The sequence below is a fragment of the Deinococcus cellulosilyticus NBRC 106333 = KACC 11606 genome (assembly GCF_007990775.1).
Classification (GTDB): Bacteria; Deinococcota; Deinococci; order Deinococcales; family Deinococcaceae; genus Deinococcus_C; species Deinococcus_C cellulosilyticus.
Window position 1 is genome coordinate 62,112 of record NZ_BJXB01000013.1, and the last position, 26,195, is coordinate 88,306.

At 56.7% G+C, this 26,195-nt stretch carries 33 protein-coding genes and 2 tRNA genes; 15 read left to right on the top strand and 20 right to left on the bottom strand.

What is annotated here, in order from left to right:
* Positions 1–40 precede the first annotated feature (40 nt).
* Complete coding sequence (gene metG / locus DC3_RS14800; RefSeq protein WP_146885600.1) at positions 41–1,987, top strand: methionine--tRNA ligase; 1,947 nt, start codon at positions 41–43, stop codon at positions 1,985–1,987.
* An 81-nt stretch (positions 1,988–2,068) separates the two neighbouring features.
* Here metG and DC3_RS14805 read toward each other — a convergent pair whose 3' ends face one another.
* A complete protein-coding gene (locus tag DC3_RS14805; protein ID WP_146885602.1) occupies positions 2,069–3,490 on the bottom strand; it encodes a glycoside hydrolase family 13 protein in 1,422 nt (473 codons plus the stop codon).
* Between the two features lie 436 nt (positions 3,491–3,926).
* Here DC3_RS14805 and DC3_RS14810 point away from each other — a divergent pair.
* Positions 3,927–4,001: transfer RNA gene (locus tag DC3_RS14810), tRNA-Ala, on the top strand.
* Positions 4,002–4,059: 58 nt separating this feature from the next.
* Here DC3_RS14810 and DC3_RS29985 read toward each other — a convergent pair.
* Entirely contained in the window at positions 4,060–4,194 is a 135-nt protein-coding gene (locus tag DC3_RS29985; protein WP_281292536.1) for a hypothetical protein, read from the bottom strand.
* A gap of 239 nt (positions 4,195–4,433) precedes the next feature.
* On the opposite strand from DC3_RS29985, the gene DC3_RS14815 reads away from it, so the two are divergent.
* The 3 genes from DC3_RS14815 to DC3_RS14825 all read left to right on the top strand — a co-directional run bounded on the left by DC3_RS14815 (position 4,434) and on the right by DC3_RS14825 (position 6,325).
* The gene (locus DC3_RS14815) at positions 4,434–4,913 is read left to right on the top strand and encodes a hypothetical protein (protein WP_222594773.1); all 480 of its coding nucleotides are present in this window, start codon (positions 4,434–4,436) and stop codon (positions 4,911–4,913) included.
* Positions 4,914–5,009: 96 nt separating this feature from the next.
* Positions 5,010–5,669 (top strand): GntR family transcriptional regulator, encoded by a 660-nt coding sequence (locus tag DC3_RS14820; RefSeq protein ID WP_146885604.1) that lies wholly within the window; start codon positions 5,010–5,012, stop codon positions 5,667–5,669.
* 20 nt (positions 5,670–5,689) lie between these two features.
* Positions 5,690–6,325 (top strand): hypothetical protein, encoded by a 636-nt coding sequence (locus DC3_RS14825; protein ID WP_146885606.1) that lies wholly within the window; start codon positions 5,690–5,692, stop codon positions 6,323–6,325.
* A 62-nt stretch (positions 6,326–6,387) separates the two neighbouring features.
* Here DC3_RS14825 and pheA read toward each other — a convergent pair whose 3' ends face one another.
* Positions 6,388–7,224 (bottom strand): prephenate dehydratase, encoded by an 837-nt coding sequence (gene pheA / locus DC3_RS14830; protein WP_146885607.1) that lies wholly within the window; start codon positions 7,222–7,224, stop codon positions 6,388–6,390.
* Positions 7,225–7,492: 268 nt separating this feature from the next.
* Between pheA and proC the strand changes: the two genes are divergently transcribed.
* The gene (gene proC / locus DC3_RS14835; RefSeq protein ID WP_146885609.1) at positions 7,493–8,281 is read left to right on the top strand and encodes a pyrroline-5-carboxylate reductase; all 789 of its coding nucleotides are present in this window, start codon (positions 7,493–7,495) and stop codon (positions 8,279–8,281) included.
* A gap of 172 nt (positions 8,282–8,453) precedes the next feature.
* Here the strand turns inward: proC and DC3_RS14840 are convergent, their stop codons facing one another.
* The 5 genes from DC3_RS14840 to frr all read right to left on the bottom strand — a co-directional run bounded on the left by DC3_RS14840 (position 8,454) and on the right by frr (position 13,050).
* Positions 8,454–9,077 (bottom strand): glycosyltransferase family 2 protein, encoded by a 624-nt coding sequence (locus tag DC3_RS14840; protein ID WP_146885611.1) that lies wholly within the window; start codon positions 9,075–9,077, stop codon positions 8,454–8,456.
* Between the two features lie 100 nt (positions 9,078–9,177).
* Complete coding sequence (locus tag DC3_RS14845; protein ID WP_146885613.1) at positions 9,178–10,248, bottom strand: M50 family metallopeptidase; 1,071 nt, start codon at positions 10,246–10,248, stop codon at positions 9,178–9,180.
* Positions 10,239–11,390, bottom strand: coding sequence for a 1-deoxy-D-xylulose-5-phosphate reductoisomerase (dxr, locus tag DC3_RS14850; protein ID WP_146885615.1), 1,152 nt, complete (start codon positions 11,388–11,390; stop codon positions 10,239–10,241). Before dxr ends, DC3_RS14845 begins: the two co-directional genes overlap by 10 nt.
* 211 nt (positions 11,391–11,601) lie before the next feature.
* Entirely contained in the window at positions 11,602–12,477 is an 876-nt protein-coding gene (locus DC3_RS14855; RefSeq protein WP_146885617.1) for a phosphatidate cytidylyltransferase, read from the bottom strand.
* A gap of 60 nt (positions 12,478–12,537) precedes the next feature.
* Positions 12,538–13,050, bottom strand: a complete 513-nt coding sequence (frr, locus tag DC3_RS14860; protein ID WP_307724744.1) for a ribosome recycling factor — start codon at positions 13,048–13,050, stop codon at positions 12,538–12,540.
* A 415-nt stretch (positions 13,051–13,465) separates the two neighbouring features.
* Here frr and holA point away from each other — a divergent pair, with 415 nt between their 5' ends.
* Positions 13,466–14,371 carry a DNA polymerase III subunit delta gene (holA, locus tag DC3_RS14865; protein ID WP_307724742.1) on the top strand — a complete coding sequence of 302 codons (906 nt, stop codon included), beginning with the start codon at positions 13,466–13,468 and terminating at the stop codon, positions 14,369–14,371.
* Here holA and DC3_RS14870 read toward each other — a convergent pair.
* The 5 genes from DC3_RS14870 to DC3_RS14890 form a co-directional block, all read right to left on the bottom strand.
* Entirely contained in the window at positions 14,358–14,906 is a 549-nt protein-coding gene (locus tag DC3_RS14870) for a DJ-1/PfpI family protein (protein WP_146885621.1), read from the bottom strand. The genes holA and DC3_RS14870 overlap by 14 nt on opposite strands.
* Positions 14,907–14,908: 2 nt before the next feature.
* Positions 14,909–15,115: a hypothetical protein gene (locus tag DC3_RS14875; RefSeq protein ID WP_146885622.1), complete on the bottom strand. Its 207-nt coding sequence runs from the start codon at positions 15,113–15,115 to the stop codon at positions 14,909–14,911.
* Positions 15,116–15,232: 117 nt separating this feature from the next.
* Complete coding sequence (locus DC3_RS14880; protein WP_246130682.1) at positions 15,233–15,595, bottom strand: DUF3208 domain-containing protein; 363 nt, start codon at positions 15,593–15,595, stop codon at positions 15,233–15,235.
* Entirely contained in the window at positions 15,580–16,176 is a 597-nt protein-coding gene (locus tag DC3_RS14885) for an HAD family hydrolase (protein WP_146885624.1), read from the bottom strand. Before DC3_RS14885 ends, DC3_RS14880 begins: the two co-directional genes overlap by 16 nt.
* A gap of 46 nt (positions 16,177–16,222) precedes the next feature.
* The gene (locus tag DC3_RS14890; protein WP_146885626.1) at positions 16,223–16,861 is read right to left on the bottom strand and encodes a hypothetical protein; all 639 of its coding nucleotides are present in this window, start codon (positions 16,859–16,861) and stop codon (positions 16,223–16,225) included.
* Between the two features lie 78 nt (positions 16,862–16,939).
* Between DC3_RS14890 and DC3_RS14895 the strand changes: the two genes are divergently transcribed.
* Positions 16,940–17,944 (top strand): DHH family phosphoesterase, encoded by a 1,005-nt coding sequence (locus DC3_RS14895; RefSeq protein ID WP_146885628.1) that lies wholly within the window; start codon positions 16,940–16,942, stop codon positions 17,942–17,944.
* On the opposite strand, the gene DC3_RS14900 is transcribed toward DC3_RS14895, so the two are convergent.
* From DC3_RS14900 to DC3_RS14915, 4 genes are all read right to left on the bottom strand, one after another.
* Positions 17,941–18,663, bottom strand: a complete 723-nt coding sequence (locus tag DC3_RS14900) for an HAD family hydrolase (protein WP_146885630.1) — start codon at positions 18,661–18,663, stop codon at positions 17,941–17,943. The two genes, DC3_RS14895 and DC3_RS14900, sit on opposite strands and share 4 nt — an antisense overlap.
* Entirely contained in the window at positions 18,660–19,421 is a 762-nt protein-coding gene (locus tag DC3_RS14905) for a hypothetical protein (RefSeq protein WP_146885632.1), read from the bottom strand. Before DC3_RS14905 ends, DC3_RS14900 begins: the two co-directional genes overlap by 4 nt.
* Positions 19,422–19,486: 65 nt before the next feature.
* Positions 19,487–20,008, bottom strand: coding sequence for a gamma carbonic anhydrase family protein (locus tag DC3_RS14910; protein WP_146885633.1), 522 nt, complete (start codon positions 20,006–20,008; stop codon positions 19,487–19,489).
* A 3-nt stretch (positions 20,009–20,011) separates the two neighbouring features.
* The gene (locus DC3_RS14915; RefSeq protein WP_146885635.1) at positions 20,012–20,401 is read right to left on the bottom strand and encodes an NUDIX hydrolase; all 390 of its coding nucleotides are present in this window, start codon (positions 20,399–20,401) and stop codon (positions 20,012–20,014) included.
* 169 nt (positions 20,402–20,570) lie between these two features.
* Here DC3_RS14915 and DC3_RS14920 point away from each other — a divergent pair, with 169 nt between their 5' ends.
* Complete coding sequence (locus tag DC3_RS14920) at positions 20,571–20,828, top strand: cold-shock protein (RefSeq protein ID WP_034346155.1); 258 nt, start codon at positions 20,571–20,573, stop codon at positions 20,826–20,828.
* A 146-nt stretch (positions 20,829–20,974) separates the two neighbouring features.
* Here the strand turns inward: DC3_RS14920 and DC3_RS14925 are convergent, their stop codons facing one another.
* The 3 genes from DC3_RS14925 to DC3_RS14935 all read right to left on the bottom strand — a co-directional run bounded on the left by DC3_RS14925 (position 20,975) and on the right by DC3_RS14935 (position 23,285).
* Positions 20,975–22,243 carry a GGDEF domain-containing protein gene (locus tag DC3_RS14925; RefSeq protein ID WP_146885637.1) on the bottom strand — a complete coding sequence of 423 codons (1,269 nt, stop codon included), beginning with the start codon at positions 22,241–22,243 and terminating at the stop codon, positions 20,975–20,977.
* Between the two features lie 413 nt (positions 22,244–22,656).
* A tRNA-Met gene (locus DC3_RS14930) sits at positions 22,657–22,733 on the bottom strand.
* 54 nt (positions 22,734–22,787) lie between these two features.
* The gene (locus tag DC3_RS14935) at positions 22,788–23,285 is read right to left on the bottom strand and encodes a DUF4188 domain-containing protein (RefSeq protein ID WP_146885639.1); all 498 of its coding nucleotides are present in this window, start codon (positions 23,283–23,285) and stop codon (positions 22,788–22,790) included.
* A gap of 87 nt (positions 23,286–23,372) precedes the next feature.
* Here DC3_RS14935 and DC3_RS14940 point away from each other — a divergent pair, with 87 nt between their 5' ends.
* The 6 genes from DC3_RS14940 to DC3_RS14965 all read left to right on the top strand — a co-directional run bounded on the left by DC3_RS14940 (position 23,373) and on the right by DC3_RS14965 (position 26,008).
* Complete coding sequence (locus DC3_RS14940; protein WP_186816051.1) at positions 23,373–23,936, top strand: PadR family transcriptional regulator; 564 nt, start codon at positions 23,373–23,375, stop codon at positions 23,934–23,936.
* Positions 23,937–24,149 carry a DUF2905 domain-containing protein gene (locus tag DC3_RS14945; protein ID WP_146885642.1) on the top strand — a complete coding sequence of 71 codons (213 nt, stop codon included), beginning with the start codon at positions 23,937–23,939 and terminating at the stop codon, positions 24,147–24,149.
* Positions 24,146–24,394 (top strand): glutaredoxin family protein, encoded by a 249-nt coding sequence (locus tag DC3_RS14950; RefSeq protein ID WP_146885644.1) that lies wholly within the window; start codon positions 24,146–24,148, stop codon positions 24,392–24,394. The genes DC3_RS14945 and DC3_RS14950 overlap by 4 nt, the downstream gene beginning before the upstream one ends.
* A gap of 167 nt (positions 24,395–24,561) precedes the next feature.
* Entirely contained in the window at positions 24,562–25,011 is a 450-nt protein-coding gene (locus tag DC3_RS14955) for a GNAT family N-acetyltransferase (protein ID WP_186816052.1), read from the top strand.
* Positions 25,004–25,510, top strand: coding sequence for a GNAT family N-acetyltransferase (locus tag DC3_RS14960; RefSeq protein WP_146885648.1), 507 nt, complete (start codon positions 25,004–25,006; stop codon positions 25,508–25,510). The genes DC3_RS14955 and DC3_RS14960 overlap by 8 nt, the downstream gene beginning before the upstream one ends.
* A 129-nt stretch (positions 25,511–25,639) precedes the next feature.
* Positions 25,640–26,008, top strand: a complete 369-nt coding sequence (locus tag DC3_RS14965) for a hypothetical protein (protein WP_146885650.1) — start codon at positions 25,640–25,642, stop codon at positions 26,006–26,008.
* Positions 26,009–26,195 lie beyond the last annotated feature (187 nt).

The following is a 26,195-nucleotide window of genomic DNA, read 5'->3' on the forward strand; positions in this document are numbered from 1 at the left end:
GGCGCTTGTGCGCCCGCTTTTTTTTGTGTAAGGAGAAACAATGGACAGATTCTACGTCACGACGCCCATTTACTATGTGAATGGCGAGCCGCACATGGGCCACGCTTACGCCACCACCGTGGCCGACACCCTGGCCCGTTACCACAGGCTTGCCGGATGGGACACCTACTTCCTCACCGGGACCGACGAGCACGGTGAGAAGGTCTCCAAAGCTGCTGCGGCCAAAGGGCTTGATCCCCAAACCTTCACCGACATGGTTTCCATGAAGTTCCGGGAAGCCTGGACGGTGCTGGGAGCCCACCCGGATGATTTCATCCGCACCACCGAGGCCCGCCACAAGAAAGTCGTTCAGCAGATCCTGCAGTCCGTTTATGACGCTGGTGACATCTACTACGCTGAATACGAAGGTCTGTACTCTGTGGGCCAGGAGCGTTTCGTCACCGAGAAGGAACTCGTGGATGGGAAGCTCCCCGAAGATGCAGGTCCACCTGAGCTGCGCCGTGAAGCCAATTACTTCTTCCGCATGGACAAATACCGGGAGTGGCTGATCAGCCACATCGAGCAGAACCCGGATTTCATTCAGCCTGCCGGGTACCGCAATGAGGTGCTGGGCATGCTGCGCGAGCCCATCGGGGACCTTTCCATCTCCAGACCCAAATCCCGCGTTCCCTGGGGCATTGAGCTGCCCTGGGACACCGACCACGTGACCTACGTGTGGTTCGATGCCCTGATCAATTACATGTCTGCCCTGGGTTACTCTGAGGGTGAACGTTACCAGAAGTTCTGGCCTGTGGCCTGGCATGTGATCGGCAAGGACATTCTGAAGCCTCACGCCGTCTTCTGGCCCACCATGCTCAGGAGCATGGGCGTGCCCATCTACCAGCGTCTGAATGTGTCTGGTTACCTGCTGGGTGCCGATGGCCGCAAGATGAGCAAATCGCTGGGCAACGGCGTGGACCCTCTGGAGGCCGCAGACAAATTTGGCAAGGAAACCCTGCGCTATGCCCTTCTGCGCGAGATTTCTTTTGGGGTGGATGGCATCATCTCCAACGACATCATCGAGTCCCGCATGAACAGTGACCTCGCCAATGACCTCGGCAACCTGCTGTCCCGTTCCATCGGGATGGTCGAGAAGTACCGGAGTGGTGTGGTGCCCCATGTGAACCCCTCTGCCCTCACCGAGCGCGAAAAAGGCATTGCCGCCCGTGCCACGGCCCTCCCTGCTGAGGTGCTGGCCCTGGTCCGTGAACTGAAGATCCAGAAGGCCCTGGAAGCCAGCATGGAATTTGTGCAGGACCTGAACCGCTACATTGCAGAGCAGAAGCCCTGGGTGCTGCAACGCGAACAGCAGAACGACCGTCTGGACGCTGTGCTGTACACCATCATTGAGGGTCTGCGGGTCGCCAGTGTCCTGCTGGAACCCGTCATGCCCGAGAAGATGAAGGCCCTGCGTGCCCAGATCGGCCTGCCCGATGCCCAGTACAAACTGGAAGGGGCATGGGGCCTGTATCCTGCAGGCACCAAACTGGTCGGGGGTGAGGTGCTCTTCCCCAAACTGGAACAGCGCCTGAAAGAGAAAGAACAGCAGGCCGCTCAGGAGGCCCCGAAAGTGGAAACCCCTCAGGTGCAGGAAGTGGTCGAGGAGAAATTCGAAACCCTGCCTGAAATCAGCATTGATGACTTTGCAAAGGTGGACCTCCGCATCGTGGAAGTCATCCATGCCGAAACCATCGAGAAGGCCGACAAACTGCTGAAACTGACCGTGAAACTCGGCAATGAGACCCGCACGGTGGTCTCTGGCATCCGCAAGTGGTTCTCTCCCGAGCAACTCATTGGCCGCAAGGTGGTGCTGGTCGCCAACCTGAAACCCGCCAAGCTGCGCGGGATTGTCTCCCAGGGCATGATCCTGGCTGCAGAGAACGACAAAGGCGAACTGGATTTGCTGGGCACCTCTCTGGACATGCCTTCAGGGACGCAGGTGCGGTGACTTTCAAAACGAGGGGGTGAGCCAGCGGCCCACCCCTACAGAGAACCCTCCAGATCTGGAGGGTTTTTTGATTTTATGGTCTCAGACCAGCAAATACCCGGTGCGGGCAGGCATGGTGATCTGACCGTTCAGCCTGACGCGGTTGTCTCCGATCACTTCGAGATATTCGCCACTGAGGTCCAGGGGCACCTGCTGTTCGCGGGTGCTGGCGTTGATGACCACCACAGCACGTTCACCTTCTAGGGTGCGCTCGTAAACCAGCACATCGCCCTGGGCGTACAGAACCTTGAAATCTCCCCTGCGCAGCACAGCATGGCTCAGGCGGGCCTTGACCACTTTCTTGGTGTAGTCCAGTGCCTTGCGGTTCCAGGTTTCGGGTTTGTCCCAGGGGAAAGCGCCACGGCACAGGGGGTCCTTGCCGCCAGAGAGGCCCACTTCATCTCCGTAGTAGATGCAGGGGGCACCAGGGTAGGTCATCTGGAAGAGGACAGCCATCTGGTAGGCGGTTTCATCTCCGCCGGTCACGGTGCGGTACCTGGGGGTGTCGTGGGAGCCCAGCAGGTTCAGCTGTGCCAGCACCACCTCTTTCGGGTACATGGTGAGGATGTGCTGCATGTGGCCAGCGAAGGCCTGGGCGTCCATGGTGTCGATGTGCTCATAACCTGTGCCACGGACCTGCTCGTAATCGAGGCTGCGGGAACCAAAGAAACCGATGGCTGGACGGGTGAAGAGGTAGTTCATCACTGCGTCGAACTGGTCGCCTTGCAGCCAGCGGGTGGCGTCGCCCCAGATTTCACCAACAATGTAGGCTTCAGGGTTGACGTTTTTCACCCGGCGGCGGAACTCCCGCCAGAAAGCATCATCGTCGATTTCGTTTGGAACGTCCAGACGCCAGCCGTCGATGCCGAATTTGACCCAGTACTCTGCCACATCCCACAGGAATTCACGCACCGCCTGGGTGTTGGTGTTGAATTTCGGGAGCGCTTTCATGCCCCACCAGGCCTCATAGTTGGCAGGACCGCTGCCGTAAGGGTCGAGGGGCCAGCCATGAATGTGGAACCAGTCCACGTATGCGCTGCTCGGGCCGTTTTCCAGGATGTCATTGAACTGGAAGAATCCACGGCTGGAGTGGTTGAACACCCCGTCCAGAACCACCTTGATGCCACGTTTGTGGGCTTCGTCAAGGAGTTCTTTCAGGGCTTCGTTGCCACCCAGCATGGGGTCCACCTGGTAGTAGTCGTGGGTGTGGTAGCGGTGGTTGCTCGCCGACTGGAAAATCGGGCAGAAGTAGATGGCGGTCACGCCAAGGTCCACCAGATGGTCGAGGTGCTCAACCACGCCGAGGAGGTCTCCTCCCTGGTACTTGTGGGGATGGGGGGTGTCACCCCAGGGCTGCAGGTTGTTGGCTTTTTGGACGCGAGAGGATTTCGCGAAGCGGTCAGGATAGATTTGATAGAAGACAGCGTCTTTGACCCAGTCTGGGGTGTGAACGGACTTACTCATGCGAACATCAGTCTAACACCAATTGCAGACTTTGCGTATAGCACGTACAAACGCCAGAAAAGCGCTTACAGTTTCCGAACATTTCCGTCAGATATCCCACGGGATTGTTGACTGGGATGGGGTTTGGCTGAAGTGAGGCTGAAGGGGAGAGATGCCGAGAGCCGAGGGCAAAAGATTTTGAATCCTTTCGCATTCCAGAAATCATCAGATCTTTATATTTGTATGGTGGTTGCGAGAAAACGTCCTCCTGATCTCAAAGCATGTCACAAAGCCTTTTTGGCTTCTGCTTTTTGCTCTCGGCCCCTGGCCCTGTCTTGACCTAAAAACGTGCTTGCAGGACGGCCTGCTTCGCACTGGATCGCTGCTTTCTGCCTTCTGCCCCTTTTGCAGGGCTTTACAGAACGCCGTTTATTTGCTACTATTCTCTTCGCTGATTGGGGGCGTAGCTCAGAGGGAGAGCACCTGCCTTGCAAGCAGGGGGTCAAGGGTTCGAATCCCTTCGCCTCCACCAACAGAACCAGAAGCCCTGAGGTACTCTCAGGGCTTCTTTTTTGCTTTCTGTCCTTGAGTCACCTGTCTTGCGACTGGGACTGGTTCGGTGGATCGGGTCTTTTGGGCGGACGGGTGCGGGACACGATGGCAGCCATGATGATGATGGTCACAATCGCACCCAGAACCCACATCCAGGTGGCAATGTCTTCCATGATGCCCAGTCTGAGGGTTTGAGGGGTCTGCTTCTGGAAGAAAGATGACCAATTTAACGTCCATGAGAAGATTCCCAAGGGAACCCCTCTGGACGTGGCAGACACACATCCTCACCATTTCTTCACAAGCACTGTGTCTTCGGTTACGATAGAGAATAAGGAGAAACCCGAATGTCCATCTGAAGCAGAGGCTTGCTCTGTTGTCAGGTGCCCGGGTGTTTTTCCTGCTGAGGAGGAACATGAAGAAGTTCTTACTGACTGCAGCACTTCTGTTTGCAACACAGGCATTCGCCCAGGACAGTATGGAAGGACACCCCATGCCTGCTCCTGCTGCCCCCACCGAGGAACAGATGGCCGAGATGGCAGAAACCGCCATGCGCCTGGGCCTCCCTGAAGGCACCATCAAGATCTCTGAGTGTGTTCCGGGCATGGGTGAGCACTGGGCCAGGCCCCAGGACCTGCCCCTCGGCCCCATTTATGGAGTTCTGGATGGGTCTCTGGTCTTTGTGGAAATCATGCCCTCCCATGCGGACTTCATTGCAGGCAAATCCTGGGTGGACGTGCTGAAAACACCCAAGTGGTTCCTGAAAATCAATCACGTGGACATTGAGTTCCTGCCCCAGGGCCATGATGGTTATCCTGTACCCCACTACGACATCCACGCTTACTATGTGTCGCACGATGAGCACATGGGGTTCTGCCCACCTCCTGCCCCATAAGAAACATGTTCTCTCGCAGCTCCTCCGGGAGCTGCTTTCTGCTGATTTTAAATCCAAAATCTTGTGTGGCTGCGCAGAAATGCGTAGAATCTCGGTATGCCTGCTGGTTTTCTGAAGCGCAACAACATCAACCATGAAACCTACCTGCTGCTGCGCAAAGCCATTCTGGACAACCAGATTGCCCCTGGAAGCAAACTGGTGGTTCAGGCCCTGGCAGAGCAATACCAGGTGTCTGCCACCCCCATCAAGGAAGCCCTGGCCGCCCTCCACCATGAAGGTCTGGTGGAAGCCATTCCCAGACGGGGGTACTTCATTCCGCGCCTGGAAGCCGAAGACGTGCGGGAAATCTATCAGTTGCGCGCCGTGGTGGAAGGGCTGGGTGCCCGACTGGCCGCCCAGAAACAGCACAAACCCACCCTGAAAAAACTCCAGAAGATCATGGACCGCATGGCCCAGGCCGAACACCAGGAGGACATCTCCCTGTACAGCCAGACCGATCTGGACATGCATCAGGCCATCTGGGAGGGCAGTGGCCACCAGCGTTTGATTCGCACTGCTGAAACCCTCAGGGGACAGATCCAGAAGGTGATTGCCGCTTCAAGCCTGCTCCCCAACCGGTTGCACGATGGCACTGCCGAGCACCACCGCATTGTGGAAGCCATCTTGCAGGGCAATGGCACTGCAGCCGAACAGGCCATGCGCGAACACCTTGAAGGGGCAGGGGAACTCATGTACACACACCTGTCCCAGAAGTGAGCTCTGGTATACTCGTGCCAATGCGTCGATCTGCCTTTCTTCTGCTGCTGGTCCTCACAGGTTGCACCCGCAACAGTGACGGCATCACTCCACAGATCATCTTGCAGGAACCCTCCTCGGGGGCCATCACCAGAGCCGGGAAGGCCCTGGTGAAAGGGTACGCTTTTGATGAGGCCGGGGTGCAGTCCATCAAAATCAATGACACCGAACTGTTCACCGTCAAAGGGTACGCCAGCAAAAAAGGCAAACGCATCGTGCCTTTCAGCTTTCAGACCGATGGCAAAACCTCTGTGTCTTCTTACGTGATTCAGGTGTCTGACAGCAGCAACAACAAAACCCGCCTCGAACTCCCCATCCGGGTGGACCAGAAGGCCCCGCAGATCACCATCAAACGGGTGGACCGGGACCTCAACACCATGCGCATTGAGGGTGTGGTCAAGGACAACGTGAAGGTGCAGGATGTGCTGGTGGGCGGCGTCTCCATCGGGGTCACCGCAGGTGCAGAGGTGCCCTTTTACGCCGAGGTTCCCCCCCAGGACACCACCGTCTCTGCCATCGACTCTGCAGGCAACAAGACCCTGGAACGGGTGGAAACACCCCCTCCCCCCAGAATTGAACCTGCCCAGACGACCTCTACCGACACGGCTCAACAATAACAACAAAGGGAAAGCACTTTCGCTTTCCCCTCTGACTTTCAACCTCTACAAAGCCACTGCCTTTAGAGGGTCACTGTGGCTGAAGGGTAGGACCCCAGAATTTTCAGGAAACTGGCACTGTGCATCATCTGGGCCAGGGCGGCCTGCACTTCACTGTCCAGGGTGTGCCCCTCGAAATCCACGTACATCAGGTAGGACCAGGGCTTGTCGCGCCTTGGGCGGCTCTCGATGCGGCACAGGTTCACCCCATGGTCCCGGAAAACGGCGAGGCAGTCCAGCAGGCTTCCAGGCTGGTGGCGCACTGCAAAAATGATGCTGGTCTTGTAAGGTTTGCCCGCCTCAATTTCATTGCGGTTCTTGGACATCACCAGGAAACGGGTGGTGTTGAAGTCCTCGTCCTCGATATTCTCAGCCAGGATCTCCAGGCCATACAGCTCTGCCGCCCTGCGAGAGGCCACACTGGCCGCATGGCGGTCACCTGAAGCCGCAAGGTCCTTGGCGCTTCCTGCAGTGTCGTAGGCCGCCACAGGCTTCAGACCATGCTTCTTGAAGTACCCATCACACTGGGCCAGGGCCTGGGGGTGGCTGTACACCCGTTCAACGTCTTCCAGTTTGACCCCGGGAAGCACCAGCAACTGGTGGTGCACCCGCACCATCACTTCCTTGATGGCATGAAGGTCGCTCTGGGCCAGTTCATCGGCTGCGGGAATCACGGTGCCCGCCAGAGAGTTTTCCACAGGCAGGGCCGCCAGATCACAGTCTCCGGTCATCACGGCATTCAACACTTCATTGAAAGAAGAATACCCTACGGCTTCGATCTCACCTTCGGTGCTGTTGAGGGCAGCAATCTCACTGTACGCGCCAGGAACCCCCTGGAAGGCAACTCGGGTCTTCGACATGCCCTCCATACTATGGGCGGGCGATTGGGGAAATCAAGGGAAGGAAGCCGAGAGCCTCGTGTTTACATTTCAAATCTTCTGTCAAGCAACATTGCTTTGGTGACACTGCAAATCAAGACCTCCTGCTTTTGCAGCAATGCCCAGAGGCATCAGCTTTTGCTGTCTTGTGCCCTCGGCCCTGGGCTCTTGGCCCTCGGCTCCTTCCCCACAACCCCGAAATAGACAGCCAAAACCCGCGTCTCCCCCCTCCGGTGCTACACTTCCATCTATGAAATTGGTGATTGTAGGTGTGGGCAAAATGGGCGGGGCCGTCATGGAGGGCGTCATCTCCAAGGGACTGCTGAAGACCTCTGAAATCGGCATCATCGACCACAACCCCAGCATTGTGGACAAATGGGTCGAGAAGTACGGCGTCCGGCCCATGAAGATGAGCGAACTGGGACAGGCCGAGCGTGTGCTGCTGGCCCTGCAGCCCCGTCACTTCCTGCAACTGTCCGATGACCTGGCCCGACCCAGCGTGGGTTACATCTCCACCATGGCCGGGATCAGCACCACCGTGCTGGCCCGCAGGCTTGGCACCAAACGGGTCGTCCGGGTGATGCCCAACCTTGGGGCCACCATCGGCAAGTCCCAGAGTGCGGTCACCGGAACAAAGGAAGCCAGTGAGTACGGCGATCTGGCCTTCGGGCATGAGCTGTTCAGCAGTGTGGGCAGCGTCTACGACATTCCTGAGAACCTCTTCAATGCCTTCACGGGCATGGTGGGCTCTGGTCCAGCTTATGCTGCCGTTTTTGCTGAGGCTCTGGCAGATGGTGGGGTGAGGGTCGGTCTTCCTCGCTCACAGGCCAACGAACTGGCCGCCAAACTGCTGATCACCACCGGAGAGCTCCTGCTGCAGAAAGCCCACCCGGCGATCCTCAAAGATGAAGTGGCCAGCCCAGGCGGAACCACCATTGCGGGTCTGGAACAGATCGAGCGCTACACCTTCCGTGCCGCTGCCATCGAAGCCGTAATTGCAGCCACCAAGCGCGGGACGGAACTGGGGATGGACGAATAAGATCCCCAGTTCCTCACGTCACTCGGAACTGTCCCCTCTTAAGGAAGAAAGGGCTTATGAGGCGTCTGGGATGGCTTCCAGCTGAAACGATCCCCCGTCCCTTAAGGGGGACGGAGGATCTGGCCTCGGCAACCTCAAACGCTCAATCCAGGCCCAGCAGGGCAATCTGTCCTTATTTCTTCTTGGTCTGGAAGTCCAGAATGGACTTGTACATCTTCATGCGGTGCTTGACCCCTTCCAGGAGGCCCCGCTTCTGTTCTTTCATGACCTGACGCACTTTCGGCAGTGACACATACTCCCAGCGGATGCCCGAGGTTTTCAGGTGCTCGGTGATGGCGGGCTCAGGCCAGCGCTCCTCGGTGAGGCGCGGAACAGAGAGCATCCAGTTCCGGCGAAATGCACGCTGCCCACTCAGGTAGGGGGTGGCCCGGTTGCCGAAGTCGGTCAGGACCCCTCCGCCCTGAAACACCCCGATGGTCATGTCATATTGACCCTGCAGCACGGGATCTGCAAGGGTCTTAAGGTGTTCGGTGGTGAGGCCCACCAGATCGGCATCCAGACTGAGGATCACGTCTGTGGTGGCGGCCTTGACCCCTTCATAAAAAGCCTGGCTCTTGCCCTGGTTGGGGTTCAGTTCGATGACGGTGGCACCTGCCTGTCGGGCACGTTCTGCGGTGTGGTCCGAGCAGCCATCGCAGACCACGATCACCGGGGCGTAGGTTCGGGCAACACCAACCACTTCCCGGATGGTGTCTTCTTCGTTGTAGGCAGGGATCACAACAGTCAGTTCAGGCATGATTTCCAGGGCTCACAGGCGATTGAGAGCACCATCGCCAGGGTGCAGGAAGGCTTTTTCAGGCGCTTATGGAGTGATTGTAACACAGCATTTCCAGACTTCAGGGAATCACCCGGATGATGTCTCCCAGGAAGACCAGCATCATGAAGACCATCAGGAACACAAAACCTGTGAAGTTGATCATGGCCTCATGGGCAGGCTGCAGCGGACGACGCATCAGAAGCTGGATGACGACCAGCAGAATGCGCCCACCATCGAGTCCGGGAATGGGAATCAGGTTGAAGATGGCAAGGCTCATGTTCACCAGGGTGGCGAAGGTCAGCACACCCCACAGGCCACCCTCTCTGGCCAGGGCTCCTGCGGCCTGGGCACTTGCCACAGGACCTGCTACCTCACTGCTCGGGGACAGGGGGGCAGTGAAGGTCTGGGTGATGCCTTTTGCAAAGCTCTGCAGGGCCTGAGGAACAATCTTGATGGACTGGTTCCAGGCCTCTCCGAGGGCAGCGAAATAATTGGGCACAGGTTTGACGTTCTGTTTGGGGGAATACTCAACCCCGTAGCGTGCCCCGGCCTTCCATTCGAAGGAGAGCTTCACGTCATAGGTGGTATTGCCCCGCTGAAAAGTCAGGGTGTTGGGCTCCTTGCTGCGGATGGCGTCCTGCAGTTTCATGTACCCCATGCGGGGTTCCCCATCCACGGTTTCCTGTTCAGGGAGGGGTTTGCCATCAATGGCGACCAGCAGGTCCCCTTCTTTGATGCCGTCTTTCTCGGCGGCAGAACCGGGCAGCACCCTGTGGATTTCAGCCTTGCTGTAATCGGTCTGGGGCACCCCCTGAGAACTGAAGATCCCTGCCATCAGCAAAATCGCCAGCAGCCAGTTGGAGAGGGGACCTGCAAAGAGCACCGCAATCTTGCCCCAGGGGGTCAGGCGCGACTTGCTCTGGCCTTCCAGGGATTCCGGCCCGAGGTCATCGATGAGCACATACCCACCGATGGGCAGTGCAGACAGCCTCCACTCGGTGCCCGCAGCTTTGAACTTCGCAATGATGGGCCCCATGCCCACCGAGAAGGCCGAGACCTTCGCGCCCTGCATGCGGGCCACCAGGTAGTGCGCCCCCTCGTGCAGGATCACGGCGATCTGAATGACAATCAACCAGATGATCAGTCCCATAACAACTCCCGGGTGCGGGTCCGTGCCCACGCATCCACTTCAAAGATGGCATCCCAGCCGAGCTTCTGGTCCGGGCATTCCTGCAGGACCTGCTCGATCACCCTGGCGATGTCGGTGTAACGGATTTTCTTCTGCAAGAAGGCCTCCACTGCGATTTCATCTGCAGCATTCAGCACCACCGGGGCCACCTTGCCCATGCGCCCTGCTGCATAAGCCAGATCCAGGCAGGGGAAGCGGTCCCGGTCCGGCTCAAAGATCTCCAGCGTGCGGGCCAGAGGGAAGTCTGTGAAAGGAGCCGGATGACGGGGCGCAGCATGCACATCCCCGGCGAAACGCATCCCATGCGGAGCACCATCAATTCCGTACTGGATGGGAAGCTGCATGTTGGGTGGTCCCAGGTGGGCTTTGAGGTTCCCATCCTGAAAACGCACCAGCGCATGGATGATGCTCTGTGGATGCACCACCACCCCCACCTGCTCCAGCGGAAGGCCATACAGGTAATGGGCTTCCAGGACCTCCAGCCCCTTGTTCATCAGGGTGGAACTGTCGATGGTCACCTTGGCCCCCATCGCCCAGGTGGGGTGCTTGAGGGCCATTTCCGGCGTCACTTCTGAGAGGTCTTCCGGACCTGTTCTGAAAGGCCCTCCAGAGGCCGTGATGACCAGTTCGCGCACTTCGGAAAGTTGCTCTCCGGCGAGGCACTGGTACAGGGCACTGTGCTCACTGTCCACCGGCGAGATTCGGCCACCAGACTGGCCCACCAGGTCCCACATCAGGGGACCAGCCACCACCATGCTCTCCTTGTTGGCGAGGGCAACCGCAGCACCACGCTCCAGTGCAATCCGGGTCGGGGCAAGCCCTGCAAGTCCCGGAATGGCCCCCACCACAATCTCTGCGGGGAAAGCGGCCACCTCGCCAGGATCGGTGACCACACGCGTTTCAGGCAGGAGGTCTTTTGCCTCCTGATAGACACTGGAATCCACACTGACCAGTTCGGGACGAAACTCCCGAACCTGTTCTTGAAGAAGGGAAAGGTTCCGACCTGCTGCAAGCGCCAGAATGCGGTAACCGCGCCTGCGGGCCACCTCCAGCGACTGCGTGCCGATGGACCCTGTTGAACCTAGGATGCTGAGGGTATGCATAGCCACACTGCCTTTAGCGTGACACACTCAGGTGTGCTGCGCGTGTGAGAGGGTTTGCCGAGGGCCGAGAGCATCGTGAGTCAAGGCCAGCCAATGTGTCAAGCCAGAGGCAAATCCGTCAGAACAAACCGCAAGAGCACAAAATTCTGTACTCCAGCAAAAGCAAACGCTGGGCAGTTTGCCGTCGGCCCTTTGCTTTTGGCCCTCGGCTTTACTTCGTCACCACCATCGTCACAAACAGATAAGCCACCGGCACCGAGAACAGCAAACTGTCCAAGCGGTCCAGCAGGCCCCCGTGACCTGGCAGGAAGTTTCCAGAGTCTTTGACGTTCAGGGCGCGTTTGAGGAGGCTCTCTGCGAGGTCCCCGAGTTGTGCGGCACTCGAAATCAGCAGGGAAAAGAGCAGGGCATCCCAGACGTTCAGTCCAAAGAGGAAGGTGTCAAAAATCCGTCCGAACCCGAAAACCATCACAAAGCTGAACGCGATGCCTCCGATGGCCCCTTCCACGGTTTTTCCGGGGGAAATGTCCGGTGCCAGTTTCCTGCGCCCAAAGAGCCGTCCGAAGAACAGGCCTCCGGTGTCGGTGGCAAAGGAGGCAATCAGGGGCATCACCAGATAACCGAAACCATCTTGCATGTTTGGGGTTTCCCGGAGGAGCAGGAAATACCCCAGAAGCCAGGGGATGTACAGCAGACCAAAGAGGCTGTACACAATGCGCTCCAGGGGGCGTTCTCCAGGCTCCACCACCTCCATGATGATGATGGTCAGGATGCTTGCGGTTAAGGCCACTTCACGCCAGCTTCCGCCAATCCAGGGCACTTCGGGAAGGCGGGTGCTGCTCGCCAGGATGATCAGGATGGACGAGACCATCAGGGTCTTGTAGCGCACATCCACGTCCCTTTTGCGCAGCATGCTGGCAAACTCATGCATGGCAATCAGGGCTGCAGCGATCAGAACTGGAAACAGGGCCCAGGTGCCCAGATAAAGCACCAGCAGAATCAGAAAAAACGCGGCCAGACCGGAGAACACCCTGGACTGCATGCTTTCTGGAGGTTTGCTGGGGGTGGGCTTGGCGTTTTCAGTCATGAATGCCTCGTTATAGCAGAAGGAAGGTCGCTGTGGGCAACCTTCCATCTCGACAACACCTCAGTTGAGAATGTCGTGTTCTTTCTTGGCAAGGACTTCATCAACCCTTTTGATGAACTCGTCGGTGATCTTCTGCACTTCTTCCTGGGCGCGCTTGATCTCGTCTTCGCCGGTGGTCTTCTCAAGCTTCTTGATTTCTTCCAGGGCCTTCTTGCGGATGTTGCGCACAGAGACGCGGCCTTCTTCGGCGTAGGCCTTGGCATTTTTCACGAGGTCCTTGCGGCGCTCTTCCGTGAGGGTGGGCACCTGGATGAAAATGGCGTCCCCTTTGTTGTTGGGGTTGAGGCCCAGATCGGAGTCCCGGATGGCTTTCTCGATCAGGTTCAGGGCGCCACGGTCCCAGGGGGTGATCAGCAAGGTGCGGGCATCGGGGGTGGTGACTCCGGCCACCTGGTCAAGGGGCATGGTGGTGCCGTAATACTCAATGGTGATTTTCTTGAGCATCCCGGGATTTGCACGGCCAGTGCGCAGCACAGACAGGTTGCTTTCCAGCGCTTCCAGCGCTTTCTGCATGTGATCGCGGGTGTAATCGTAGATCTGTTTCACAAATCCTCCTATGTGATGGTCTCGAACCTTCAGAGCCTTACGGTCCCCGAACATGGGAAGGGTCTGCATCGAGCCATCAGGCGCACATGCGCCAGTCCGTGAACCATCTTACTACCAAGAGGGGTTTTGAGCCATCAGCTGTCAGCCCTCAGCCCTCAGCCCTGTCAAAACATGTGGTTTTTCTGTTCAGCACGACAGCATTGGATGTTCCAATTCGTGAGTGCTTTCAATGATTCAGTTACACACACAAGGTTTTCAAAAAGCACCAAATCTCAAAACTCAGGTTCTGCGCAGGCTTTCAGCTTCAGGGAAATCAAGCATCCAATCATCTTTTGGCTGACAGCTGACGGCTGATCGTTGATCGCTGTAAACTCTTACCATCATGATCCTCGCTTTCTCCGGCCACCGTTTTTTGATCGAAGATGCCCTCAGGCGCGAAGTGCAGAAACATGGCCTGAACCACCGGGATGTGACCCGACTTTCGGTCGAGGAGATCAGTGTGGAAGCGGTGCTTCCTCACCTGCAGAGCAGCCTTTTTGGAGCCAGTGGCGTGATTCTGGATTTTGAGGGGATCAAGAACCCCAAAGACGTGATTGAGGTGTGCGGGAAGTCTGACGCTGTGGTGGCGATCATCGATCCTGCAGCGCCTGCCACCCGCATCAAGTCGTATGAGAAGCTGGGGCAGCATTTTGCCCTTCCCTCCCCCACCAAGACCGGGGACATTGCTGGCTGGGTGATGGCGCGGTCCAAGATCCACAAACTGCAACTGGACAAAGAAGCTGCTTTGTGGCTTGCAGAGGTGTTTCAGTCGGATCTGGCCAGCATTGAGAGTGAGCTCTACAAATTGACCCTGATTGCCGATGGCAAGGTGGATGTGGATCTGGTCCGCAAGACCGTAAATCTGACCCCTCCGGGGGATTCATTTCAGATGCTTGGGGCCGCCACAGCGGGGAACACCAGAGAAGCTCTGGCCCAACTGGACCGCCTCATGGCCTCAGGGGAAGATCCCTTCAAGCTGCTCGGTGCGGTGGTCTGGCAGTACAGCCTGGTGGCAAAATGTGTGGCCCTGCGTCAGGAGAACCCTGGCATTCACGAAAATGATGCAGCACAAAGGCTGGGCACCAAACCCTTCCCCACCAAGAAGGCCCTGGAAGTGGCCCGAAAACTCAATGAAAACCGCATCCGGCTGCATCTGGAACGCATTCTGGAAGCAGATTTCGCCATGAAGCGCGGGGTGGATGCTGTGAGCACACTGGAACGCCTGATGGTGCAGCTCAGCCTGCACTGAATCGGGAACGCACCAGCGAGTAAATGCCTGCATCAAAGTGGTCTTCCACCACCGAGAAGGCCAGTGAGAGCACCTGTCCCTGGCTTTCGGCGAAATAGTTGCCGTCCAGGGTCATGAAGGATTCGGTTTGCACATCGAGCGGTTCATAGGCCCAGACCAGGGATTCCAGTTCTGTGGAGGTGGACACCTGCTTGTTGCGAAGAAGGCCTGCCTCTCCCAGAAAAATGATCCCTGAGCCCACAGCAGCGTAATGGGTGGGGTGGTTCTGCAGGTACTGCCGGGTGAGGGGGTCACGGGCATGTTTCTGCGTCTGGTTGCCTGCGGGCACCATGAGCACGGTGAAATCCGGGGCAGAGGGAAAGGCATAGTGCGGGGTGAGCACCAGACCTCCACTGGTCTGAATGGAACCTCTGGTGCGGGCCAGGGTGCAGATTTCGATGTCTGTGCGGGCCTGTCTGGCGTAACTGAGCACACTGGTGAAGACCCCCAGTTCGTACTCACTGACGCCCGGGTAGATCAGCATTCCAAAACGCACGGTTATTCCTTGAACTTCAGCACGTAACTCTTGCGGGTCACGGGTGGGTTCAGTTCGCAGCGGTTCTGCTGGCTCAGGGTGTCCAGCACGTACTGCTGCTGCTCTGGAGCCAGCCTTTCGTGCACCCGCAGGTAGCGCACTGCGGTCTCTGGAGAGTCAAACAGCCTCGGGTGTGAATCTGTTACATCATAGAGTTCCAGCCATCGCATGGGAAAATTTTATCAAAATTTTGATGTGAAGGTGTGGATCGGGAAACACCCTCCCCAGTCCACAGAAATGCAGGGATGAGCCAGCGGCCCATCCCCACAGGTGGTTGTGTTTTCTGCCTAGAGAGGCCTGAGGTCTTCCCAGAGCTGCCAGCCCACGCCTGCAGGGGTGGCATTCAGCAGAGGGTTCAGGGCCACGCTGAGGCGCTCTGCATGCTCATGCAGCTCCTCATTCGAAGGCTGCCCTTCATAGATGCGCAGGGCTGTGAACTGGAAGAAATGCTGGGTGGAGGTCAGTTCCCCATTCTCGAAGAAGGCGAATGGGGCCTGCATCTCATCCCAGAGGAGGCTTGCCCCTTCCAGGGTCTCAGGAAGGTAACTGGAGAGGTCCAGAGGGGCGCTCTTCGGGTACCACAGGTACCCCTGCAGCAACCGGATCGCCAGACGCGATTCGCTGTTTGGTGGGTTCAGGCGTTCATCCACGCCTCAAGCTCCTTCAGGAAACGGTCATGCTCGGAGTAGTGGTACAGGATGGTGCTGAAGCCCAGTGCACGGGCAGCCACCAGGTTCTCCTCCACATCGTCCACAAAAATGCTGTTCTCTGCAGACACACCTGTGGCTTCCACAAGCGCCTTGAAAGATTCCGGGCTGGGTTTCTTGGCTCCGATCTCGTTGCTGTAGACCATCGCATCGAAACGGGACCAGCGGGGGTCGGCCTTCAGGCGGTCACTCAGGACAGGATAGTTGTTGCTGAGGAGGCCCACTTTGAAGTTTTCGGGAATGGTGGGCAGGAATTCGTACATGGGAGGGTTTTCGAGCACACTGCCCAGGTAGAGTTCAATGACTTCATCGAGGGGGGCAGTGAAGCCCACTTCTTTCATCAGGTTCTCGAAGAAGGTTTCCAGGTTCCATTTGCCCAGTTCAAGCTGGTGCACATGGGCAAAATACACGGCACGGACTTTTTCAAGGTCCAGGTTGTAACGGTCAGCGATGCGCTGGGTGGAACGGCCATCAAAGGTGTTCTGGGTGAAGACGCCACCCCAGTCGAAGGTGATTGCTTTCATGCGGGCTCCCAAAACCTGCCGGTTTGATTCCGGGCGCAGGGCAGGTTTACGGTCCTCTGCGGGCCTGGGGTGCACTTTCGTCGAGCAGCACACCGCGCCGCAGCCAGGCTCTGGCGCAGAGGTCACGCACCAACCTTAGCACCATGAGGGGATCTTCCGCATGGTTTTGTTTAAGCGGCCTGCCAAATTGCTTGACATGCTGCTGGTGCCCCTCCAGAAAATGGGGGGTGGGCAGCGCCACCTGCTTGTAGGAGATCACCTCGCTGAATTCGAGGGGGAACACGTGCGGCGCACTGGTGGTAACCACCGCATTGATTCCAGCCACGGGATCTTTCAGGACCGAAAAAGCTTCCAGATGGGCGTTGCCCTGCGGGGTCCAGCTTGCAGTCACCACCATCAGCTCACTTGAAAAAGGCACCTGATGCAGATGCCTGAAAAATCCCGTGTCGAGCTGAAGGGGGTGGCAGGTGAACCCCAGGTCCTGAAGTTCCTGCGACCATTGCAGGGTCTCCTCAGGGGTGGAAAGGGCCTGAACTTCTTCAAGAGGATTGAAAACATAGGGAAAAGCCTTGCCGACCAATTTGGCTGCACTCAGTTCAGACATCACCCCGCGTGAGGCGTCCATGCCAAGCAGGCGCTCAAGCTCGGTGGATGTCAGGGCAGCCAGGTTCAATTTCAAGTGCATTTCCTACACTCTACCACTCCAGAGGTAACAGCGGTACCGGCACACGCTGACCAAAATCTGAGACGTTATACTGCAACCATGAACAAGGCCGCCAATGAAAGCAACTCCGACTACCAGAGCACCCTGCAGGAGATTGCCACATTTCTCAAAGAAAACACCCTGCCCGTTGCGATTGCTGCACACATTGATCCAGATGGGGACGCCATCGGTTCCTGCCTGGGCCTGCAGCGTGCCCTGAGGAAACTGGGCAAGACCGCACAGACCTACGCTTCTGTGCCCCAGTACCTGCAATTTCTGGTTCAGGAAAATGAGATCCTGCCCCCTGTTTCCCACCTGCCAGAAGACACCGTGGTGGTGATCCTGGATGTCGACAACAACGATGTGAACCGCGTGGAGGGCATCCGACTGGAAAACTTCTCGGGCTTTGTGATCAACATCGATCACCACGGCACCAACAAGCGCAACAGCAACCTGAACCTCGTGTGCCCCTCTCAGGCCGCCACCGCCCAGATCATCACCGATCTGGTGGAAATCCTGGAGCTTGAATGGGACGCTGACATTGCCAATCCGCTCCTGACGGGCATCATCACCGACACGGGTTCCTTCAAGTTCTCCAACACCACCCCCGAAGTCCTGATGGCCGCCTCAAAACTGATTGGGGGAGGTGCAGATGTCAGCTTCGTGAACGAAAGCCTCGCCCAGCATCCCAAACGCTATTACCAGCTTCTGGTTCTGGTCCTGCAATCCATGAAGTACGAACTGAACGACCTGTGCGTCACCGCCCACGTGAGTTCCAGCATGCTGGAAAGCGTGGGGGCAAGCTGGGAAGACGTGGAATCCTACGTGGGCATGATCCGCAGCGCCCAGGGCACCGAACTGGCCATCATGTTCAAGGACTACGGCACCCACATCAAGATCAGTGCCCGCTCAAGAGGCAAGGCCAGCGCACAGAACATCGCCATTGCCTGCGGTGGAGGGGGCCACTACGCCGCCGCCGGAGCCACCCTGCACCTGCCCTATGAACAGGCTTACGCCAAAGTCATTGAAGAGGCCAGGAAAGAACTGGAGCGGGTGGGGCTTTAAAGCAACTCCAGCACCTTCTCTGCCGCTTCCAGTGCATCCCGCGCCACCGCAGAGGGGGTGCATTCTTCTGGCAGGGCATCTTTGAAAAACCTGCGCAGGTCTTCTTCCTCAAGGGCCACTTCTATGGGTTTGGCTTCAGGGTGAATCCAGACGCTGCGGATGCCTGCCCTGTTGGCCCCCAGAATGTCGTGACAGAGTTTGTCTCCGATGTGGACATCCACACCGGACAGGAATTCGGGCTGGGGTTTGGCGTAACCGTGGATTTCCGGGGCACGCACCTCATCGAAGAAGGGCAGGATTCCCAGGGCGTCCAGCACAGGCACCTGATATCTGGAGTAACCGTTGGTGGCAACAATCAGTTTCAATCCTGCGTCTTTGAGCAGTTGCAGGCCCTCTTTTGCCCCTGAAAGCAGGTGGATGTGGTCGGGGGTGCAGTGGTCCCTGACCACCTGGGACACATCTGGAATGGTGCTCAGGCCGTAATTGAGGGCCACTTCCAGGGTGATGGCGTCCCAGTCGAAAGCATCCACATGCTTTCCTGCCATGACGCGAGACGAGAAGCCCTGGTTCAGTTGCTTCCGGAACTGCTGCCTGAAGGTTTCAAAATCCTGGTCGTGGCCCGAGTGCCTGTGCACGTGGCGGGCCAGAAAAGGGACTACACCCGTCCCAAAGGGATTCTGGATCAGAACACCATCCAGATCGAAACTGATGGTGGTCATTTGTTTTTGATGAATCCGTCTTTGAGCCAGCTCTGCACCAGGGGCTCCAGGTCATGCAATGGGATGTCGTTTCTGAGGCTGTACTCGGCAGGGGTCAGTTCCTGTCCCAGGCCCTTGAGGAAATCCACGCCCATCTGACCGTGGTTCTTGCGGAAGTTCTGGTGGGTGGGGGTGATGGGGCTCAGGGCATCCCGACCTCGCAGGGTCACCGGGTAGTGCTGGTGGGCCCATCCAGCGAGGGGTTTGGGCAGAATCAGGGTCTGGGGACGCAGGGGGGCCGGAAACACGCCGGTTTCTCCAACCTCGATCTGCAGACGGCCCAGGATCTTGCCATCCATCATCAGGATGCAGCTTCCCTGCTCGACGAGCACACCGGAAAAGTTGTCGGTGGGGGTGACTTTCCAGACCCGTGAACTCACTCCTGCCAGGGCATGGGTCACGTTGGGATCGATCTGGTAGGCATTCAGGACGGCCCCTGCAGTGAAGAGTTGCAGCATCTCTCCCAGGGCCAGTTCGCCCACCTGGGTCCCGGAGGCAGCGGCAATGATGCGGCCCTCGAAGACCAGCACGTACACACTCTGTTCACCCAGCGTCACATGAAGGTAGCCGTACCAGTTGCTGTCGTGCAGGTGCCTGAGGAAGGCATGCAGGTCACAGAAGCTGGCACTCAGTCCGAGGTATCTGGCTTCCCCTTCGGGGAGCAGGCGGGCCAGCACAGGGAGGGCTTCAGGGAACATGGGGGTGAGGGTGTGGGTCATACGATTCTCCGTGGGTCTGGGGACTTTGCGTCTGGGTGGACGGGGAGGTCCCGCGATGCGCCTGATCATGGTTCTGGGACCTCATCCAGCTTCACACAGGTGTCCTGGTAACGCCGGGCATTCTCCTGATAACGGGCGGCATTCTGTGCAGAAGGGGCCACCTTGATGACTTTCGCTGGAACTCCAACAGCCAGCATACCATCCTCGACGTGCTGTCCTTCGCGCAGGAGGGCACCTGCAGCCAGCATGGCACCCTTTCCAAGGCTGGACCCGTTGAGCATGATCGCCCCCATCCCCACCAGTGAGCCTTCATGCAGGGTGGCTCCGTGGATGATGGCCCGGTGGCCCACGGTCACGTTCTGGTGCAGCACGCAGGGAAAACCAGGGTCGCTGTGCAGCACTGCCCCATCCTGTACATTGCTGCCCTCTCCAATGGTCAGGGATTCCACATCTCCCCTGAGGACTGCACCGAACCACACACTGGCCCGGTCATGCACGATCACTTTTCCTATTACATCTGCAGAGGGAGCAATCCAGGCGGATTTTGCAATTCTGGGCTTCTCCCCTGCAAGTTCATAAAATGGCACCCTTCAAGCCTCCTGTAACCCGATCGCCTCACGCAACAGCTGGCGGTCCTCTTCAAAATTGAGCAACCCCAGGGCTTCTCCGGGCTCATAGAACCCACCTGCCCTGAAGGTGTCTTCCAGTTGAACTTCAGTGGAAGCTGCACGCATCACAAACCAGTGAATCTCTCGGGGAATTCCCTTATGGTTGACATACTGACTTACCCCGAGTTTCCGTTCAATGGTGGCCTCAACCCCTGCCTCTTCCAGGACCTCTCGGCAGGCGGTCACCTCCATCTCTTCATGCTCCTCAATGTGGCCCTTGGGATACGTCCAGGAGCCATCCTGGTATTGCACAATCAAGACCTGATTCTGGTCGGAAAAGACCAGTCCACCTGCTCCCAAAACAGCATTCATGCCCCCAGTGTAACGGATCGGGCCAGTTGCACGGTGACGGCGCAAATTGACTTGTAGACATTGCGTGAGCATAATGAGGGAGTCCCTAAGGTAGCCGAAAGGGTGTATGCGCCCCAGAGTCGGGTTCAGCACCGGGTTATCACTTTAACGGGATGTAGGAGTCAGCAGTATGGCAGAAGGTAAAGTCAAGTGGTTTAACGCGGAAAAAGGATTCGGATTCATTGAGCACCCCGGTAACCCGGATGTTTTCGTACATTACTCCGCAATCAACACCAAGGGATTTCGCAAACTGAACGAAGGTGACGAAGTCAGCTTCGAAATCGAACCCGGCCAGAACGGCAAAGGTCCCCAGGCCAAAAACGTGGTTGTGACCAAGGCTGCTCCTGTGCAGGCTGAGCGCACCCCTTCTCGCGGCGGTCGCTGGTAAATTGCTTTCAGCAAAGGAGAGTTCTCTTTTGCCAGGGCATGGCGGACCGAAACGTTTGATTCTCCTTTGAGGTTCAGCATTCTTTCGCCAACCACAGCTTTCTGAACGCAAAAGAGCCCCTGATCGGGGCTCTTGATCTTTTGGTCTCACTGGTTCTGCCACTGGTCCAGACGGGTTTCCCAGCCAGAAGCAAGTTCCCACCCTGAATGCAGAGGTCTGAGCACTCCCTGCGACATCAGCAGACCGAGGGTCTTTTTCGCCCGGCCAGGGTATCCATCCGATTGCCGGTAACACCAGTCCTGCAACTGGAAGGGGGCTTCCCAGTTGAGGACCTCTGTCAGCCAGGCTTTCATGCCTTCCCGGCTCAGGGGGGTCAGGGACACCCGGGTTTCCAGTGGGACCTGAAAAGGACTGAGCAGGGTTTTGATGCCACAGGACATCATCAGGGCCACAGGCAAGGAAAGCCCATCCAGAATCTGCTGCAAGGTGCGGCAGGTGGTGGGGTCGAGCAGCGTACCCTCGTCAATGGTGATGATCAGCCCCATCTTGCCCTGACAGCCCTGTTGCAGGGCCGCAACCACCGAGCGAGGGCCTTCATGCACAGGCAGAGGGTGGTCCCATTTGGCCTGTTGCAGCACGCCATGCGGGATGGCCTGCAGGCTTTCCGAAGGGGTCAGCATCAACACAGCGTAATTCTGAGCACGCGCAGTCTGGGCAAGGTAGTTCAGGAAAAAGCTGCGTCCAGAATCAGGCTGTCCGGCCAGGGTGAAAAGGCCCTTCTGTTTGATCTCCAGCATGTCCAGAAAGGCCTGGAAGGCTTCCAGGTGGTCTTCCCTCTCGATGGGATGGGTCAGGTGATCGAAATGCACCAGGGGCACATCCCGCAGGTCTTCGGTGACGAAGCGGTTTCTGCCCTGTTCGCTGGCCCAGGCATTGCGTTTGCGGGCCACCTGCATCAGTTCACTGACCCTCCCCGAGTCTTCAGGGTAAGAGGCCAGACCCACACTGATGGACTGAAAAAGCACAGGTTCTCCAGCAAAGGGATGCACTGCCACCCGTTCAAGGAGGCGTTCACAGACCTGAATGGCGTTCTTCTTGCTGGTTGAGGGCAGCATCAAAACAAATTCCTCTGCACCAGACCGGAAAAGCACATCCGAACTGCGCATTTTCTTCTGGACAAGGCTGGTGAGTTCACGCAAAATCTGGTCCACACGCCTTGGCCCCCACTGCGCTCTGAGGGTCTGAAAACGGTCAAGGGTGAAGACACACAGGGTGAGGGGGATCTTCTCACGCCCGGAACGGGCGGTTTCTTCAATCAAACGGGATTCCAGCAGCCCTCTTGAATAGGCTCCGGTCAGGGGGTCCCGGATCAGATACGCTGCTGAATTTTGCTGTCCCTGAAAGGAATGTTCCATGCGTCACTCCAGAGTTCAATCATGATGGCACAGCCACAAATGGACTGACTTCAGTTTGCACTCAGGAGTATTGCAGCTTTCTTCGGTGAAAATCTTGAATTCCAGCCGACCACATCCAGGTAAAACACCGTTCAGAAAACAAAATGACTCAAAATGTCTGTTAAAAACCTTTCATATGTCCTGTCAGAATTCCGTCAGAGTTCTTCAGTTTGAATTCAGAAACATCTGCAAATGCTGCATGCTCCGGGGCACAACATCAAAAAGCCCCAGGTTGCCCTGGGGATCTATTTTGATCGCACACTCCTTGCAGATCTTTTCCACTCTATGGAATCAAGGGTTGTCAAAAGGTTACCAGAAGACAACAGAAACAAAAGTCAAACAAAAAACCCGGAGGATTTCTCCTTCCGGGATTCTGGTGGCGTTGCGCGGACTTGAACCGCGGACCTAACGATTATGAGTCGTTCGCTCTAACCAGCTGAGCTACAACGCCAAGCGTTAAGTATGGTACATGCAATTCCATCTTTTTGCAAGCCCACCCCTGACGCTAGTGACCCGTGACGGCTTCTTTGCCCTGCAGGCGCTTTCTGAATGTGCTGCGGTGCCCCTTTGCGGGGATGGCATTTTTGGTTGCTCCCAGAAGTCCGAACATGGGCATGTTGGCATAAACGCATTCGACCCGACCTGGTTCAATCACATAGGTCTCGTGCCAGATGCCCACACTGCCATCTGTTCCCACCAGTTTGTAGAAGTCCTGCCATGCCTGAAAGTGAGGGTCGCTGGGGTTGCGGGCGAAGTTTTCGAGGTGTTCCGGACTTTTCCAGTAACTGACCATGATGGTGGTCATTGGGCCGAAACGGAAGAAGCTTTCGGCGTGGAGCATGCCTTTTTCGGGGTGTTTCATGAGGCTTGCAATCATGGGGGGCATGGCCATGGCCACTTTCCACCATTTGCTGAAGGGGAGCAGTTTGTTGACCCGCATGCCAATCAGGAACACGGTGATGGGCTCGGTGATCTCGGTGGTGATGCGCTCTGTGTGAACCATGAGTCCTCCTCGCAGTCATATATATGTAAAGTCATATATATGATAAATTCAGAGTACAGGGTAAGCTGGACCCTGTCAAGGAGACCTATGGCACTGCCCCACGCAATACTCGGCTTTCTGAGCTTTGAACCCCTCACCGGATACGACCTGAAAACCCAGTGCTTTGACCAGAGCGTGCGCTACTTCTGGAGTGCCGACCAGGCCCAGATTTACCGCACCCTCGAGAAACTGCAGCAGGAAGGCCACATCAAAAGTGACCTTGAAATCCAGGAAGGCAAACCCAACCGCAAGGTTTACCATCTGACCGACAGTGGCCGGGAGGTCCTGCTGAAATGGCTGCGGGAACCCCAGGAGCTTCCTGTTTTCAAAGAACCTTTTTTGATGCAGCTGTATTTTTCAGATGGCCTGACAAATGAAGAAATCCTCAAGCAGATTCGGTATCAGAAACAACAGCACAGTGAGCGCCTGAACGAGTATTTTGCAATCAGGGATTACTTCGAGCAGGGATTTGAAAAGCGCCCGCAAGATCCCCTGAAACGTGCGCATCAGCTGCAGTACCTCACCCTGAAATTCGGCATTCAGCTGGAAGAGCTTTACCTGAAATGGCTGCAGAATGCAGAACAGGTGATCGAAGGGCTGCAGGAGGAGTAAATGGGCAAAACACTGATTGTGATCGGTCTGGTTCTGGTGGGACTGGGGGTGCTGTGGGTGTATTTTCCAAAAGCCCTCAGCTGGTTTGGTCACCTTCCGGGAGACATCCGCTACAAAAGTGACAACGTAACGGTGTTTGTTCCCATCACCAGTATGATCGTGGTCAGTGTGGTGCTGAGCCTGCTCGCACGACTGTTTGGAGGTTCAAGATGATCAAGATGTACACCACGTCCTGGTGCCCCGATTGCCACGTCACCAAGGCCGTCCTGCAGAAAAAAGGCATTCCTTTTGAGGAAATCAACATTGAAACGGTTGCAGGAGCGGCAGATTACGTGATGCAGGTCAATGGGGGCAAACGCAGCGTTCCCACCCTGGAGTACAACGGCGTGGCTGAGTCCATGAGCCGTTTTTCACGGGAAAAACTGGACACCTACCTGAAACGCGTCGGACTGCAGTAAGTGGAGTCAGGACTCCTCGCAGGAAACCTCGTTTGGGAGGTTCACAGTTTACAGTGAACAGTTCACAGCGAGATTGATGCTTTTGGGGTAACTCACAAGTGACTTGCCAAACAGCAACGTCCAGATGGCGGATGTGGAACACACCACATCCGTCTATGCTTTTCGGCATGATCACCGTAAGGAAATTGAATCCCGATGATTTTGACCACATCTGGCCCATGCTCGAAGAAATGAAACACATCGATTCAAAAGAACAGGTGCATGAACGGTTTCGAATGTTTTGCTTCCGGGAAGACTGGTTTCTGTTCGGTGCCGAACAGAATGGGAAGATCATTGGTTACACAGCAGGACAGGACTATGGGACCGATTTCCGTTCTGGAGACACCCACCGCGAATGCAAGATGCATGATCTTTTTGTCTTCCCAGAACACCGCAGACAGGGCGCGGGAAAAGCCCTGGTGGAGGCAGCCAGGGAATGGGCCAGATCCCGCTCTGTGCGTTATTTCTACTGGTATGCCAGCAAAGGTGCCATCCCTTTTTACGAAAAACTGGGTGTGACTGGAGTCGAAAACTCACACCCCGATCATCCTTACTTCGAGGTGGATTTCAATGCCTGAAATTCGTGTTCTGAATGCCAGTGATGCCCCCATCTACCGTGAATTGCGCCTCCAGGCCCTCACCCATGATCCCAATGCGTTTCTGGTCGACCCAGACCAGTACCGTCAAATGCCCCTTGAAACCATTGAAGGACAGCTCTCCAGTGAAGAAGACGGCAAATTCACACTGGGTGCCTTCCTGGATGAAAAACTGGTGGGCATGTGCACCTTCATCAGGGAAAGCCATCCCAAAATCCGCCACAAGGGGAAGGTGGTGGCCGTGTATGTTGCCCCAGAAGCCAGAGGACAGGGGGTCGCACGAAAACTCATGGAAACCCTGATTGAGCGTGTTCGCAGCTATGGGGATGTGGAACAGATCCAGCTTGGGGTCAGCCACACCCAGGTTGCTGCCCAGAAGCTTTACACCCGCCTCGGATTTGAAATCTTCGGCATTGAAAAACAGGCCGTCAAACAAAACGGTGAATACCTGGATGAGGAGTGGAGGGTCCTGAAGCTGTAAGGGAGCAGACACCACCCAGGAACAGCAAAAACCAGGCAGCAGTTACAGGATGGCTTTCTGCCTTCTGCTTTCTGCCTTTTGCTCCCTCCTGATGGTTTTTTTTCACCATCCTGTGCCAAACTGTCACTGATGGGTACGCCTCAAAGATCATCGAATGCACAGAGAATCGTCAGTGCTTTATGCAATGTTCTGGTGTGGGGTCTGGTGCTGTGGTGGTACAGCATTGAGCTGCCAAAGTGGGTGGGGTTCGTTCGCAAGGCCGGCCAGAACCTGAGTCCTGAGCTGCAGAGCATGCTTTTTCTGCACCCCTACGCAGGATGGTTGCTGGGCATCATCATGTTGCTGTTCAGTTTTCTGGCCGCCCGTGGGAGAAATGCCCGTGCTTTTGCCAACATTCAGGTGTGCAGTGCCCTGGTTGCTGCACTTGCTGTGGGCTGGGTGATGTGGGGGATTTACCAGAGCATCAAGGGAGCCGTGGGATTCCCTTTGCTTTTTTAGGTGCAGCAGAGCTCTAAACTGGAGTTCTGTGTCTTTGCAATTTGAACCTTCTCTGTTAAACTGCTTCCCATGAAGGCACCTGCACAATCCCCAGACATCAGACTGTGCACTGTGACCACCACAACCCCTACCGCTTAGGCGGTAGACTTTTTATTTCCCCCACCACAGAAGAATAGAAGCCAGCGGT

Coding starts and splice junctions, on each gene's coding strand:
- DC3_RS14915 (WP_146885635.1), bottom strand. CDS start 20,401: ATGAATGCTGTTTTGGGAGCAGGTGGACTGGTCTTTTCCGACCAGAAT.
- DC3_RS14815 (WP_222594773.1), top strand. CDS start 4,434: ATGAAGAAGTTCTTACTGACTGCAGCACTTCTGTTTGCAACACAGGCA.
- DC3_RS14885 (WP_146885624.1), bottom strand. CDS start 16,176: ATGAAAGCAATCACCTTCGACTGGGGTGGCGTCTTCACCCAGAACACC.
- DC3_RS14875 (WP_146885622.1), bottom strand. CDS start 15,115: ATGCGATGGCTGGAACTCTATGATGTAACAGATTCACACCCGAGGCTG.
- DC3_RS14825 (WP_146885606.1), top strand. CDS start 5,690: ATGCGTCGATCTGCCTTTCTTCTGCTGCTGGTCCTCACAGGTTGCACC.
- DC3_RS14855 (WP_146885617.1), bottom strand. CDS start 12,477: ATGACTGAAAACGCCAAGCCCACCCCCAGCAAACCTCCAGAAAGCATG.
- DC3_RS14955 (WP_186816052.1), top strand. CDS start 24,562: ATGATCACCGTAAGGAAATTGAATCCCGATGATTTTGACCACATCTGG.
- DC3_RS14935 (WP_146885639.1), bottom strand. CDS start 23,285: ATGGTTCACACAGAGCGCATCACCACCGAGATCACCGAGCCCATCACC.
- DC3_RS14965 (WP_146885650.1), top strand. CDS start 25,640: ATGGGTACGCCTCAAAGATCATCGAATGCACAGAGAATCGTCAGTGCT.
- frr (WP_307724744.1), bottom strand. CDS start 13,050: ATGCAGAAAGCGCTGGAAGCGCTGGAAAGCAACCTGTCTGTGCTGCGC.
- DC3_RS14940 (WP_186816051.1), top strand. CDS start 23,373: ATGGCACTGCCCCACGCAATACTCGGCTTTCTGAGCTTTGAACCCCTC.
- proC (WP_146885609.1), top strand. CDS start 7,493: ATGAAATTGGTGATTGTAGGTGTGGGCAAAATGGGCGGGGCCGTCATG.
- DC3_RS29985 (WP_281292536.1), bottom strand. CDS start 4,194: ATGGAAGACATTGCCACCTGGATGTGGGTTCTGGGTGCGATTGTGACC.
- DC3_RS14820 (WP_146885604.1), top strand. CDS start 5,010: ATGCCTGCTGGTTTTCTGAAGCGCAACAACATCAACCATGAAACCTAC.
- DC3_RS14950 (WP_146885644.1), top strand. CDS start 24,146: ATGATCAAGATGTACACCACGTCCTGGTGCCCCGATTGCCACGTCACC.
- DC3_RS14805 (WP_146885602.1), bottom strand. CDS start 3,490: ATGAGTAAGTCCGTTCACACCCCAGACTGGGTCAAAGACGCTGTCTTC.
- DC3_RS14960 (WP_146885648.1), top strand. CDS start 25,004: ATGCCTGAAATTCGTGTTCTGAATGCCAGTGATGCCCCCATCTACCGT.
- metG (WP_146885600.1), top strand. CDS start 41: ATGGACAGATTCTACGTCACGACGCCCATTTACTATGTGAATGGCGAG.
- DC3_RS14845 (WP_146885613.1), bottom strand. CDS start 10,248: ATGGGACTGATCATCTGGTTGATTGTCATTCAGATCGCCGTGATCCTG.
- DC3_RS14890 (WP_146885626.1), bottom strand. CDS start 16,861: ATGCACTTGAAATTGAACCTGGCTGCCCTGACATCCACCGAGCTTGAG.
- DC3_RS14895 (WP_146885628.1), top strand. CDS start 16,940: ATGAACAAGGCCGCCAATGAAAGCAACTCCGACTACCAGAGCACCCTG.
- DC3_RS14925 (WP_146885637.1), bottom strand. CDS start 22,243: ATGGAACATTCCTTTCAGGGACAGCAAAATTCAGCAGCGTATCTGATC.
- DC3_RS14905 (WP_146885632.1), bottom strand. CDS start 19,421: ATGACCCACACCCTCACCCCCATGTTCCCTGAAGCCCTCCCTGTGCTG.
- DC3_RS14945 (WP_146885642.1), top strand. CDS start 23,937: ATGGGCAAAACACTGATTGTGATCGGTCTGGTTCTGGTGGGACTGGGG.
- DC3_RS14920 (WP_034346155.1), top strand. CDS start 20,571: ATGGCAGAAGGTAAAGTCAAGTGGTTTAACGCGGAAAAAGGATTCGGA.
- dxr (WP_146885615.1), bottom strand. CDS start 11,390: ATGCATACCCTCAGCATCCTAGGTTCAACAGGGTCCATCGGCACGCAG.
- holA (WP_307724742.1), top strand. CDS start 13,466: ATGATCCTCGCTTTCTCCGGCCACCGTTTTTTGATCGAAGATGCCCTC.
- DC3_RS14900 (WP_146885630.1), bottom strand. CDS start 18,663: ATGACCACCATCAGTTTCGATCTGGATGGTGTTCTGATCCAGAATCCC.
- pheA (WP_146885607.1), bottom strand. CDS start 7,224: ATGTCGAAGACCCGAGTTGCCTTCCAGGGGGTTCCTGGCGCGTACAGT.
- DC3_RS14840 (WP_146885611.1), bottom strand. CDS start 9,077: ATGCCTGAACTGACTGTTGTGATCCCTGCCTACAACGAAGAAGACACC.